General features: G+C 70.3%; 16 protein-coding genes. 8 read left to right on the top strand and 8 right to left on the bottom strand.

All coding sequences use genetic code 11. From position 1 onward, the window contains the following. Positions 1–41: 41 nt before the first annotated feature. On the bottom strand, positions 42–968 hold the full coding sequence (locus ACFVDP_RS09450; protein WP_383485847.1) for an alpha/beta hydrolase: 927 nt from the start codon (positions 966–968) through the stop codon (positions 42–44). 339 nt (positions 969–1,307) lie between these two features. Here ACFVDP_RS09450 and ACFVDP_RS09455 point away from each other — a divergent pair, with 339 nt between their 5' ends. Continuing rightward, positions 1,308–2,168 (top strand): Bax inhibitor-1/YccA family protein, encoded by an 861-nt coding sequence (locus tag ACFVDP_RS09455; RefSeq protein WP_383485850.1) that lies wholly within the window; start codon positions 1,308–1,310, stop codon positions 2,166–2,168. Positions 2,169–2,254: 86 nt separating this feature from the next. On the opposite strand, the gene ACFVDP_RS09460 is transcribed toward ACFVDP_RS09455, so the two are convergent. The 3 genes from ACFVDP_RS09460 to ACFVDP_RS09470 all read right to left on the bottom strand — a co-directional run bounded on the left by ACFVDP_RS09460 (position 2,255) and on the right by ACFVDP_RS09470 (position 4,090). Next, entirely contained in the window at positions 2,255–2,845 is a 591-nt protein-coding gene (locus ACFVDP_RS09460) for a DUF308 domain-containing protein (RefSeq protein ID WP_383485853.1), read from the bottom strand. A 150-nt stretch (positions 2,846–2,995) separates the two neighbouring features. Beyond that, positions 2,996–3,538: a hypothetical protein gene (locus tag ACFVDP_RS09465; RefSeq protein ID WP_383485856.1), complete on the bottom strand. Its 543-nt coding sequence runs from the start codon at positions 3,536–3,538 to the stop codon at positions 2,996–2,998. 33 nt (positions 3,539–3,571) lie between these two features. Further along, positions 3,572–4,090 (bottom strand): RNA polymerase sigma factor, encoded by a 519-nt coding sequence (locus tag ACFVDP_RS09470; protein WP_383485859.1) that lies wholly within the window; start codon positions 4,088–4,090, stop codon positions 3,572–3,574. Positions 4,091–4,446: 356 nt separating this feature from the next. Here ACFVDP_RS09470 and ACFVDP_RS09475 point away from each other — a divergent pair, with 356 nt between their 5' ends. Beyond that, on the top strand, positions 4,447–5,049 hold the full coding sequence (locus ACFVDP_RS09475; RefSeq protein WP_383485862.1) for a hypothetical protein: 603 nt from the start codon (positions 4,447–4,449) through the stop codon (positions 5,047–5,049). Positions 5,050–5,190: 141 nt separating this feature from the next. Here the strand turns inward: ACFVDP_RS09475 and ACFVDP_RS09480 are convergent, their stop codons facing one another. The 3 genes from ACFVDP_RS09480 to ACFVDP_RS09490 all read right to left on the bottom strand — a co-directional run bounded on the left by ACFVDP_RS09480 (position 5,191) and on the right by ACFVDP_RS09490 (position 6,588). Continuing rightward, positions 5,191–5,802, bottom strand: a complete 612-nt coding sequence (locus ACFVDP_RS09480) for a GPP34 family phosphoprotein (protein ID WP_383485865.1) — start codon at positions 5,800–5,802, stop codon at positions 5,191–5,193. Between the two features lie 63 nt (positions 5,803–5,865). Continuing rightward, on the bottom strand, positions 5,866–6,072 hold the full coding sequence (locus ACFVDP_RS09485; RefSeq protein ID WP_383485867.1) for a hypothetical protein: 207 nt from the start codon (positions 6,070–6,072) through the stop codon (positions 5,866–5,868). An 87-nt stretch (positions 6,073–6,159) separates the two neighbouring features. After that, positions 6,160–6,588 (bottom strand): Ohr family peroxiredoxin, encoded by a 429-nt coding sequence (locus tag ACFVDP_RS09490; RefSeq protein WP_383485870.1) that lies wholly within the window; start codon positions 6,586–6,588, stop codon positions 6,160–6,162. A gap of 250 nt (positions 6,589–6,838) precedes the next feature. Here ACFVDP_RS09490 and ACFVDP_RS09495 point away from each other — a divergent pair, with 250 nt between their 5' ends. The 6 genes from ACFVDP_RS09495 to ACFVDP_RS09520 all read left to right on the top strand — a co-directional run bounded on the left by ACFVDP_RS09495 (position 6,839) and on the right by ACFVDP_RS09520 (position 10,391). Then, positions 6,839–7,267, top strand: coding sequence for a hypothetical protein (locus ACFVDP_RS09495; RefSeq protein WP_383485873.1), 429 nt, complete (start codon positions 6,839–6,841; stop codon positions 7,265–7,267). A gap of 178 nt (positions 7,268–7,445) precedes the next feature. After that, a complete protein-coding gene (locus tag ACFVDP_RS09500) occupies positions 7,446–8,372 on the top strand; it encodes an alpha/beta fold hydrolase (RefSeq protein ID WP_383485876.1) in 927 nt (308 codons plus the stop codon). 155 nt (positions 8,373–8,527) lie between these two features. After that, on the top strand, positions 8,528–8,911 hold the full coding sequence (locus ACFVDP_RS09505; protein WP_383485879.1) for a PPOX class F420-dependent oxidoreductase: 384 nt from the start codon (positions 8,528–8,530) through the stop codon (positions 8,909–8,911). Between the two features lie 161 nt (positions 8,912–9,072). Then, positions 9,073–9,447: a hypothetical protein gene (locus tag ACFVDP_RS09510; RefSeq protein ID WP_383485882.1), complete on the top strand. Its 375-nt coding sequence runs from the start codon at positions 9,073–9,075 to the stop codon at positions 9,445–9,447. A gap of 194 nt (positions 9,448–9,641) precedes the next feature. Continuing rightward, positions 9,642–10,004 (top strand): ArsR/SmtB family transcription factor, encoded by a 363-nt coding sequence (locus tag ACFVDP_RS09515; protein ID WP_383486068.1) that lies wholly within the window; start codon positions 9,642–9,644, stop codon positions 10,002–10,004. Between the two features lie 12 nt (positions 10,005–10,016). After that, entirely contained in the window at positions 10,017–10,391 is a 375-nt protein-coding gene (locus ACFVDP_RS09520) for a VOC family protein (RefSeq protein WP_383485885.1), read from the top strand. A 10-nt stretch (positions 10,392–10,401) separates the two neighbouring features. Here ACFVDP_RS09520 and ACFVDP_RS09525 read toward each other — a convergent pair whose 3' ends face one another. Next, the gene (locus ACFVDP_RS09525) at positions 10,402–11,295 is read right to left on the bottom strand and encodes an NAD-dependent protein deacetylase (protein WP_383485888.1); all 894 of its coding nucleotides are present in this window, start codon (positions 11,293–11,295) and stop codon (positions 10,402–10,404) included. Between the last annotated feature and the right edge of the window lie 28 nt (positions 11,296–11,323).

Here is an 11,323-nt window from a genome sequence, read left to right on the forward strand (position 1 = left end):
ACCCGGGGACGGCCCCACCAGGTGGCCGTCCCCGCAGGGGGTCAACTCGCGGCGCCCAGGTGCGTGGTGAAGTAGTCGGCGAGCTTGTCGACGGCCTCGTCGATGTACTCCTTCTTGTCGTACAGGTCGACGTGACTGGCCCCCTCGATCCGGTACAACTCCGCGCTCCCGGTGGCGCGCTGGTGCGCCTCGACGGCCATCCATGCGGTGACGGCCCGGTCCCCGATGATCTGGAGCATCGGGCGGGGACCGATGAGCGGTACGGCGAAGAAGGCGTCGTAGAAGGCCAGCTTGTCGATGCTCTCCCAGGCCAGGAATTTGGCGGACCGCTCGTGCTCGCCGCGCGAGGTGCAGTAGTACTCGAACCCTTCGACACCGTGCTCGCCGCCGAGCGCGCGGGCCTGCTCGGCCGTCTCGGGGAACATCGTCATCACGCCGGGGTCCGTGCCACGGGCCGCGGCGGTGCGCGCCTGCCCGGCCGCGTCCAGCATGGCCTGGAAGACGGCCGGGTCCTGGCCGCCGTCGGCGCCGAGGCGGAACTGGCGGGACGGGTCGGCGGTGGACACCGTCGCCACGGCCCGGACCCGGTGGTCGCCGCCGGTGGCGGCCAGCGAGTAGCCGCCGGAGGCGCAGACGCCGAGCAGACCGATCCGCTCGGCGTCGACCTCGTCGCGGGTGGTGAGGTAGGAGACCGCGGCCTTGAAGTCCTCCACGCGCTGCGCGGGGTCCTCCAGACCGCGCGGCAGTCCGCCCGACTCGCCCTGGCGGGCGGCGTCGAAGGCGAGCGTGACGAATCCGCGCTCGGCCATCAGTCGCGCATAGGTGCCGGAGGTCTGCTCCTTCACACCGGTGCCGGGGTGACCGACCACCAGCGCGGGCCACGGACCCGATCCGGCCCGCTCGGGGGTGTAGAGGTGGGCGGCGATGTCGATGCCGGCGCTGTCGAAGGTGACGCTGAACCTGGCCATGGGGAACTCTCCTTGATTCTCGGTGGATTCGGTGTCCGGGGACTCGGTCCGTCCTGAACACGTTTCTACGATCGCAGCGCCCGACGCCCCCGAAAAGAGACAGGTTTCTGCCTGGGAAGGAACCTTCCCCCTCACACGGAAGGACGACGACCACACGGGAGGACGACGACCCGATCCACTTGCCCAACCGTTCGTCACCTGTCAAAGTGGTGACGCGCAGAGATTGGCGTCATGGAGTCCGACGGCGATGGACCGCCGCACTCACATGTACGCCGCCCGAGCACCCGATACTCATGCTTTGCCCGTACGCCGCACACTCGGCGGACCAGGAGGAACGACATGAAGAGCAGCAACCCGATCTTCTCCCGCTGGGGCGCCGCCCGTGCCGGGGAACCGGCCGACATCCAGCCGCGCGAGCCGGTGGCCGTCCCGGCCGCGGGCGGGCCCGCGGCCGACTACCTGACCAACCCGTACGCCACCACCGGCGTGGCCCCCGCCGGCGAGGACACCGGCGCCTCCGCGATGACGGTGGACGACGTGGTGGTGCGCACCGCGACGACGCTGGGCACCGTGGTCCTCGGCGCGGTGCTGTCGTGGTTGCTGCTGCCCGTCGACGAGGCCGCCGTCGGGCGCTCGTACGGAATCGCCGTCGGCGCCGCCCTCGTCGCCTTCGTCCTCTCGATGATCCAGTCCTTCCGGCGGACGCCGTCCCCCGCCCTGATCCTCGGATACGCGGCGTTCGAGGGAGTCTTCCTCGGTGTGCTCTCCAGCGTGACCTCCACATACATCGCGCCGGGTGTGGTCGTGCAGGCGGTGCTCGGCACCTTCGCGGTGGCCGCGGGCATGCTCATCGCCTACCGCATGCGCTGGATCCGGGTGACGCGCCGGTTCACCGGGGTCGTCGTCTCCGCCGCCACCGGATTCGTCCTGCTGCTGCTCGCCGACTCGCTGTTCTCGGCCTTCGGCGCGGGCCACGGTCTGGGCTTCCACAGCGGCGGCCTCGGGGTCGTCTTCGGGGTCATAGGGATCCTGCTCGGCGCCTGCTTCCTCGCACTGGACTTCCGGCAGGTCGAGGACGCCGTCGCCTTCGGCGCGCCCCGGGAGGAGGCGTGGTTCGCGGCCTTCGGTCTCACCATGACGCTGGTGTGGATCTACCTGGAGGTGCTGCAGGTGCTGACCATCTTCAACAGCGACAACTGAGTCGCGCGAACACGCGAACATATGAACGCCGAAGGGGCATGCGCGGTGCGCATGCCCCTTCGGCGTGTCCGTGTACGCGCCGGCCGTCAGACCGTACGCGTACGCAGCTGGCGGGTCTTCCAGCCCAGCAGAGCGGCCTGGACGATGAAGAAGACCCCGCCGCCCGTGGCGTAGACGGACAGCACGTCGAGCGACGGATCGGCGCCCGCGGCCTGGATGTTGTAGAAGACGCCGACGACGAAGGACAGCCCGCCCGCGATCAGCATGGGCCACTGCTTGCCCAGTTCGGGACCGCGCCGCCGGATCCCGACGGCCACCTGGGCCGCACCGGACAGGACGGCCCAGGCGCCGAACACGTGCAGCACGGGCGCCACACCGCCGGCCCCGGCGATCCCCACCGCCACGGCGGCCAGGGTGCTCAGGGCTCCGTTGAACGCCGTGAGTCGGCGCTCCGACCCGTCGGGCAGGGCCCGGTAGTCGATCAGGGAGGAGACCGCGTCGATCAGCGGGTAGACGACGAGCAGCGTGACCGCCACGGCGTCGACGCTCTCGTGGGCCCCGGCGAAGACGAGCGCCCACACCACGGCCAGGACACCGCGGACCAGGTACAGCCTCAGCAGGGAGGAGCGTTCGCCGGTCGTCGTGGGCGCGGAAGGCGCCTGAGTCTGCGTACTCATGATGGTTGGGCCTCTCTCAGGTTTGTCGAACGGAAAAGGAGGAGTCCGGCAAGGTCAGTGCCGTCACAGGATTCAGACGTGTGATCCGGCGCCACTCTCGCCGTGCCACGTGTGTCCGGGCTACCGTCATGTGACTGTCGCCCCCCGGGGTCACGGATACAGGGCGCGATGGCTCTCGTACGCGAAGGTGTCACCGGCGCTGAGGACGCTCACGACGTCCTCGCAGTAGCGCCTGTACGCGACTTCGTGCTCGGGCGGCAGCGTCACGACGCCGGCCGGTGCCCCGAGGGTGGTCAGGAGCTGGTGCGGAGGCGGCAGCAGGAGGACCTCCAGCACTCGCCGGCAGGCGTCGCCGAAGACCGCGTCGGACGCCAGGAGGTCGCGGCAGGCGGTCAGTCGCCGGAGGTCGGCGGTGGTCACCTCGACCGGGTACAGGCTCGTCAGGAGTGCGCCGTCCGCGCGGCACAGCGTGTACCCGGCCGCGTCCTCGGGCGCCCGCGAGGGGTCCCAGCGCTGCCACAGCGGCAGTTTCAGCAGCAGCCGCACCCAACTGTCGTAGGCGTCCGACAGGGTGCGCTCGTCGTCCGACTCCGGCTCGGTGTTGTCCAGCTGGAAGAGGCGTCGGAGCAGGGGCTCCTCAAGGCTCTGGTACTTGGCGAAGAACACCGGGTCGTCAGGGATCAATACGTACACGGCGGGTCCTCCGGGTTCGCCCTCGGGAGGGCGTCACGCCGCTTCCGGCTGCGCGACGGCCCGCAGTTTGCGCAGGGCGTTGTGGTGGCGGCTCTTGACGGTGCCCTGAGGCACACCGAGGATTCCGGCGGTCTCCTTGATCGTGCGGTCGCACAGGTAGATGTGAACCAGTACGGCACGGTGCTCGGGAGACAGCCGGCCCAGCAGCGGCCCCACCACGAGGGCGTGCTGCACCGCCTCGATGTCGTCCGTCGCCGACACGGGCTCGTGGTGACTGTCCGCGGTGACCTCCCGCCGGGTGTGCGGCTTGCGCACCCAGTCGATGACCAGATGCCGGGTCACCGTGAAGAGCCAGCCGCGGGGGGACCCCTCCGCGCCGCGCAGACGGTCGATGTTCCGCCAGGCCCTGATCATGGTCTCCTGGGCGATGTCCTCGGCGAGTCCGCGGTCCCCCAGCATTCTCTCGGCGTACGAGACCAGAGCGTCCCGGTGGTCCCGCACGAGAGTGCCGAGCAGTTCGGACCGGGACATGGCCGTGTGAGGCGTAGCCATAGCGTACTGAACCATCCTGGTTCTTCATCGGGTGCGGCGACGGGGGCCGGAGGAACCCCCACATGTGCACGGTGAGTGGGGTCGGGTGCCAGAAGCCTGCCACACCCGCGTAGAACATGTGTGATGACCCCGGCCGTCAACATGTGTGCGCGGTCGTCTCGCTCCCGCCGCACGTCCGGGTGTCGTCGACGAGAGGCATCGGGGCCTCCCCGCACCAGCACCTTAACGTTTATCGTGAGGAGTGAACGTGCCCGGCGAACATGCCAACCGGTCACCGGGCGTCCACACGCATCTGCACGGCACCCTTCACGTGGGTAGCATGCGCAGCGACATCCATATGGAGGGAGTGAACGGTTGTGAGCAGCCGATCAGCCGCCACGCTCCGATCGCGGTACGCAGAACAGGCCGCGTCGGACCTGGCGGACAACCGCCGCCGTCAGCAGGAACTCGCGGACAGGATCGCGGTCCTGAAGCAGCAGGAAGCGCTGCTGGCGGACATCCTGAACCTGGCCGAGCGGTACGAAGGTTTCGCGGACGCCTCGCGCCTGCCGGAGCAGGTGCAGGACGAACCCGGCGCCGCCGAGGCACCGGCGGTCAAGAAGACTCCCGCGGCCGACAAGGCCCCTGCGGCCAAGAAGACTCCCGCGGTCAACAAGGCTCCGGCCCGAAAGGGTTCCGCGGCCAAGAAGTCCACGGCGGACACGAGGACGAAGGGTGACGCGAAGGGGAAGTCGCATCAGCCGCTGCTCGGGGATCTGCTGGTCGAACTGCTCGCCGGTCACGACGAACCGCAGCCGGCCGCCGACCTGCGCGAGGAGCTTCTGGCGAAGCACCCGAGCCGCAACCCGACGCCGCAGGTGGTGCGCAACACCCTTGAGTCGCTGGTCGCCAAGAGCCGCATCCGGCGCCACAAGAAGCAGCGGTCCGTGATGTACACGCTCGTGAAGTCCGCGAACTGAGCGCACACATCCCGGCCGACGCGGGCCGGAGACATCTGCTCCCCTCCCGCGAGCGGTGACCGACGACCGGGCGCGGACACCTGGTCGACGGCCCGCCGCGGGAGAGATGTGCGCGGGGGCCCGAGTCGGCGCCTCACATCTCTAGGCGCGCCATATGTTGTCGAACGCGTCGTTCTCGATGGCGCGGCGCAGTCGTGCGGCCTCCAGTTGTGTCACCGCCTCGCCCACGGCGGCGAGCACGGTGGTGACCGCGTCGTCGGCCTGGCCGTCCTCCCGGTTCCACGCCGACGTGTCCTGACGGTTCGTGGCTGCCAACAGGCCGACCAGTACGGGCTCGCAGGACGCGACGCGCGCCTCCGCGTCGCGCCGTGCCGGACTGTCGGCCCAGTCCGTGCGCGCCGGCTTCGGCCAGAACCCGTGCCGCTTCGGCCGCGGGCGGGCGAGCAGTGCGGACCGCTCCAGCTCGTCCACGTAGGCGGCGGCGAGTCCGGGGCCGCGCCGCCAGAGCCAGTGCTCCACCGTTTCGTACGGTTCCCGGCGGACGAGCGCCGCGGCCGCGCGGTCCAACAGGGTTTCTCCCTCGGGTCGTTGCGGGCCGGGCACCATGCGGTCGCCGTCCAGGGCCAGCGCTCCGCTCCCGAGGAGGTCGATCGCCTCGGCGCCCGCGAGCGCGAGGGACAGGCCGCCCGGTTCCGCGTACTGCTCGTGCGGCGTGCCCAGGGCGACCAACGTGAGGTCGTGTGCGGTGGTCATCAGCGGCGCTCCTTCTCCGGCGGGCGTGGTGCCGCCTCTTCTGCGGTGAGACCCGGCCAGGTGTCAGACGAAGGCCGAGGCCGACGGGCCGTACCCGCCCATGACCGCCGTCGCGGACCAGTTCCAGACTTGTGTGGCGTCGGGCCAGTCGTGGTTCACGCCGGGGGCACCGGCGAGGGTCGTGGTGTCGACGGCGGGGGCCGGCGAGCGGTCGGCGACGGCACGGCGCTGTTCGAGGATCCGGGTGCCGGTGTGCGTAACAGAAGCCATGGCGTGTGCCGTCTCTCTGCGGTCGAGGGGTGCGGGCCCCGTGCCGGGGGAAGGGGCACGGGACCCGCGGTCTGGGGGGTGAGGAGGTCAGGCGGCGGCGCGGGCGTCGATGACGACCGGGATGTTTCCGCGCAGGGCCTTGGAGTACGGGCAGATCTGGTGGGCGGCGTCGGCGAGCGCCTGCGCGGTGCTCCCGTCGACGCCTCCGAGGACCGGCGTCAGCACCGCGGAGAGGGAGAACTCGCCGTCGTCCCCGTGTGTGAGGGTGATCTCGGCGGTGATGGCGGTGCTGGTCAGGCGGATCTTGCGGCTCGTCGCGGCGCGGCGCAGGGCGCCGAGGAAGCAGGCGGCCCAGCCGGCGGCGAGAAGCTGCTCGGGATTGGTCGCGGCGCCTGATCCGCCGAGCTCCTTCGGCAGGGCGAGGCCGGTCTCCAGCAGTCCGTCCGAGGAACGGACGTGGCCGCCGTTGCGGCCCTCTCCGTCGACGTCGACAACAGCGGTGTAGCTGACAGCCATGACTGGTGCTCCCCATCCGGGTCGGTAGGTGTTCGGGCGCCGTGGTCCGGGAACCCGATCAGGGGCACCGGTTGAGGCGGTGATGAAATCGTGGCAGACGTTCTCGTCACCCGTCAAGCTGGTTACGTCACTGATTTCCCCCTCACCGGAGCACTCACACCTACTCCCCCGCCCGCCTTGACAGGCCACGCCGGAACATGCGAACGTTCGTCACCAGTCAGAACAGTTACTTTTGTTGAGGGGAAATCCCATGGCGGTCGTCCGCATTCATCTCGTGTCCACGCTCAGCCCGTCGGACGTCCTGGCGGTGCTGACGGACTTCGGTCCCTCGCGCGCCGAGTCCTGGCCCACGATCGACGCCGACCACTTCGAGGTGCACGGCCTCGGGGACACCTGGGCCGAGGTGACCGAAGGCACCGCCGCCGCATGGGAGCGGGCGCGCTACGAGTGGCAGCCCGGTGGGGACACGGTCACCATCACCACCCTCGACTCGAAGCTGTTCGGTGCCGGGGGCGGCTGGGTCTTCCGGATGACTCCGGAAGGCGCCGGCACCCGGGTCGACGTCGAACTGACCCGCACACCCGGCACGTTCAAGGGCAAGGTGCTCGCCTCGCTGCTGCCGCTCGCGGCGCCCGCGTCCCTGCGCAAGTCCTTCGCGGGGCCGCTCCGGGCAGCATGACACATGTGCCGGCGGCGGGCAGCGCTTGCCGGCCGGCACTCACACTTTGCGTGAACCCATGTGCCGTCCGCGCCCGTTCTCGTGGTGAAGGGCGAGGAGGGCTGCCACACATACTCGCGCACTCCCGCCCGCGTTCCCGCCCTTCCCCGTCAGACCCCGCCCCATCAGGAGCCTTTCGATGACCGCATCGCACACACAGGGCACCAGCCCGCTCTCCCCCGGCACCCACGCCTATCAACTGGCCGGCATCGTCCAGCGGTACCACGTGCACGGCACGGGGCCGGTGTGCGTGGTCCACTCCGGCGGACCCGGCATCGCCTGGGAGTACCTGCGCATGCCCGCGCTGGAGGAGCACCTGACGATGGTGTACGTGGAACCCATCGGCACCGCCGAGGACAGCCGGCTGCCCTCACACCCGCACGGCTACACCCGGGAGCGGTACAGCAGCTTCCTCGACGTGCTCATCAGCCGACTGGATGTGCCGGAGGTGCACCTGCTCGGACATTCGCACGGCGCGTTCGTGGCCGCCCACCACGCGCTGCACCGCCCCGAACGACTCGCGGGCGTGGTGCTGTACGAGGGCGCGCCCGTCACCGGGCCCGAACACGGGGCCGAGGCGGGCCGCATGGTGGAGGCGTGGGCCGCGAAGCACTCCGCACACCCCGGACTGCCCGCGGTGCTGGCCTCGTTCGGCGCCATGTCCCGCATCTCCGACGACGAGGAGACCGTGGCCGTGGCCCGCGGCGTGCTGCCGTCGTACTTCGCCGACTACTGGGCCGACGAGGAACGGCTGGCCCCGTTCCGGGACGCGATCCGGGCCACGTACATCTCCGGTCTGGACGAGGACCTCACCCCCGATGTCATCGATGACCGTGCCGCGCTCAAGGGACTTGATGTGCCCACCCTGGTCGTCGTGGGCCTGCACGACGTGATCTGCGGCCCGCGCTGGGGCCGCGAACTGCACGAACTGATCCCCGGTTCCCGGCTGCTGACGCTGGAGAACAGCGGACACTTCGGCCACCTGGAGGAACCCGATCTCTTCGCCGACACCGTCCGCGACTTCGTCCGGAGCAGCGGCGCCGGGAAGCCGGACCGCCGCCCGTAGGGCGTGTGCCGACAGACCGGACTCCGCCGTCACGGGGATGGGACGGCGGAGCCGGCACCCCCATTGTTCCCGGTTCAACTTCCCCGCCGCCAGAGGGCGTACACGGCGAACAGGCGCGCGTCGCGGGCGTGGCGGGCGTCGTTAGACTCCCCCGCATGTCCGACATCGACGCGGTCCGCCGCGCCACATACATCAGCCTGACCACCTTCCGGAAAGACGGCACCCCGGTGGCGACCCCCGTGTGGCAGGTGCCACGGGACGACGGCACGGTGCTCGTCGTGACGCCCGCGGACTCGTGGAAGGTCAAACGGATCCGCAACAACAGCTCCGTGACGGTGGCCGTCTGCACCGTGCGCGGACGCACCGCCCCCGATGCCGCCGTCCTGTCCGGCACCGCGCGCCTGCTGGACGAGGCGGGCACCGCCGACGCCCAGAAGCTGCTCGGGAAGAAGTACGTCACCTCGCGGATCGGGAACGGATTCCTCAAGATCTTCCGGGTGAGCAAGAAGCCCAACATCGGTATCGAGATCACCCTTTGATCAATTTGAATGATCAAATTCGGACCGAAGAGCACGCGAGAACACATTGATTCAGTCTCGGGCAATCGTTTTGGGCATATGCCATCCCGAGTTGCCGACAGCTGTCTAGGGTTCCTGCGAGGGCTGGAGAACCGGCCCTCGCACCTCGTGGAGGAGAACCCGTGACCAATGTGGAAGTGTCCCTCAAGACCCTGCTGACGGAGGTCGAGGGCGCGCTCGGCGCCGCTGTCGTCGACTACACGAGCGGCATGGCGCTGGGCACCCTGGGCGGTGGAAAGGAACTCGACCTGACCGTCGCGGCAGCCGGCAACACCGATGTGATCCGCGCCAAGATGCGCACCATGGAAACGCTCGGCCTCGAGGGCGAGATCGAGGACATACTGATCACCCTCGGCACCCAGTACCACCTGCTCCGCCCCGTCTCGGGCCGGACGGGGAACGGCCTGTTCATCTATCTCGTCATCGACAAGGGCCGGTCGAACCTCGCCATGGCACGGCATCACCTCAAGCGTGCCGAGGAGCAGTTGGAAGTCTGAGCCCCGGCGTTTTTTCTTTGCTCACCACTTGAAGACTTCTTCAAGTCTCCATCTCCGCATCCGTCGAACTCTCGGATCCCACGGCCCCCGGCCGGGAAGGATGGGACGGCACAGCGGGCGGCGGCGGGCGTGGCCGCCGCTCGCCGTCTCCCCACCCCGCATCCGACCTCCGAGCCAGGGAAGTGAGCGATCCCGTGCAGGCGCCCCTCTACCAGGTCAAAGCAGAGTTCTTCCGCATGCTCGGCCACCCGGTCCGCATCCGCGTCCTGGAGCTGCTTCAGAACGGACCGGTATCGGTACGCGACCTGCTGCTCGACATCGACGTCGAACCCTCGAACCTCTCACAGCAGCTCGGCGTCCTGCGCCGTTCCGGCATCGTCGTCTCCACACGCGAGGGCGCGACCGTCAACTACGCCCTCGCCGGTGGCGACGTCGCCGAACTCCTGCGCGCGGCACGCCGCATCCTCACCGAACTCCTCGCCGGCCAGAGCGCACTGCTGGCCGAACTCCAGGAACCCGAACAGCCCCAGCAGCCCGCCACACACGTCCGTCATTGACAGCATGGGCTCATGACGACGACCCTCGGTGCCTTTGTCCTCGGTACGCCCGATCCGCCCGCGCTGGCCGACTTCTACCGCGCCCTGCTGGGCTGGGTGGAGGTGGACCGCGAACCGCGGTGGGTCCGGCTGCGCGCTCCGGAGCACGAACGCCCCGGGCTCAGCTTCCTGTGGGAGCCCGACCACACACCGCCGGCCTGGCCCCCGCGGGCGGGGACCCAGCAGATGCAGGCCCATCTCGACATCCAGGTCGACGACCTGGCCGCGGAGACCGAGCGGGCCCGCGCGCTGGGAGCGACGGTCGAGGACCATCAGCCCCAGCCGGACGTACGGGTCATGCGCGACCCGCACGGCCATCTGTTCTGCCTCTTCCTCCCCGGCGCCTGACCGGCCCCGCTCAGGCGGCGACCTCGGCCACCACGGTGGACAGTGCCTCGCCGAGCGGCAGTTCGACCCGGCCGGCGGCCCACCGGTCGCCTCGGGTCGGGCCCTGGTTGACGACCAGGACCGGGATGCCGGCGTCGGCCGCGCGACGGACGAAGCGCAGCCCGGACATGACCGTCAGTGACGAGCCGAGCACCAGCAGCGTGCTGGCGCCGTCGACCAGGTCCCGGCACCGCGCCACGCGCTCGGGCGGCACGTTCTCCCCGAAGAAGACCACGTCGGGCTTGAGGACTCCGGTGCCGCAGTCCGCGCACGGCACCAGGCGGAACGCGCTCACGGCGTCCTCGGGCAGTTCCACGTCGCCGTCCGGATTGACGCGCGCGGCCCGGTGCCGCTCGGCGACCGCCTCGAATCCCGGGTTGGCCGCACGCAGCCGCCGGTCGAGGTCCGCGCGGGTGCTGGTGCGTCCGCAGCGCAGGCACACCACCCGGCTCAGGCTTCCGTGCAGCTCGATGACGTGCCGCGCGCCGGCGGCCTGCTGGAGTCCGTCGACGTTCTGCGTGATGACGCCCGTGACCAGGCCGGCGCGGGTCAGCGCGGTGACCGCCCGGTGCCCGGCGTTCGGGTCGGCCCGGGTCATGGCGCGCCAGCCGAGCTGGCTGCGGGCCCAGTACCGCCGGCGGCCCTCCTCGCTGCCGAGGAAGTCCTGGTACGTCATCGGGGTGTGCCGGCGCAGGGAGCCGTGCTCGCCGCGGTAGTCCGGGATGCCCGACTCGGTCGAGAGGCCCGCACCGCTCAGCACCACGACGCCGCCCGCCCGTACGGCGCCGACGACGGCCGACAGGTCGGTCGTGGGCGCGGGCAGATCGCCGGTGGGCTCCCAGTTCAGCGTAGGTCTGATCCGCATGTCTGCCAGCGTACGCAGCCCGGCGGCC

It is taken from the genome of Streptomyces sp. NPDC057694 (assembly GCF_042799415.1).
In the GTDB taxonomy this organism is placed as follows: domain Bacteria; phylum Actinomycetota; class Actinomycetes; order Streptomycetales; family Streptomycetaceae; genus Streptomyces.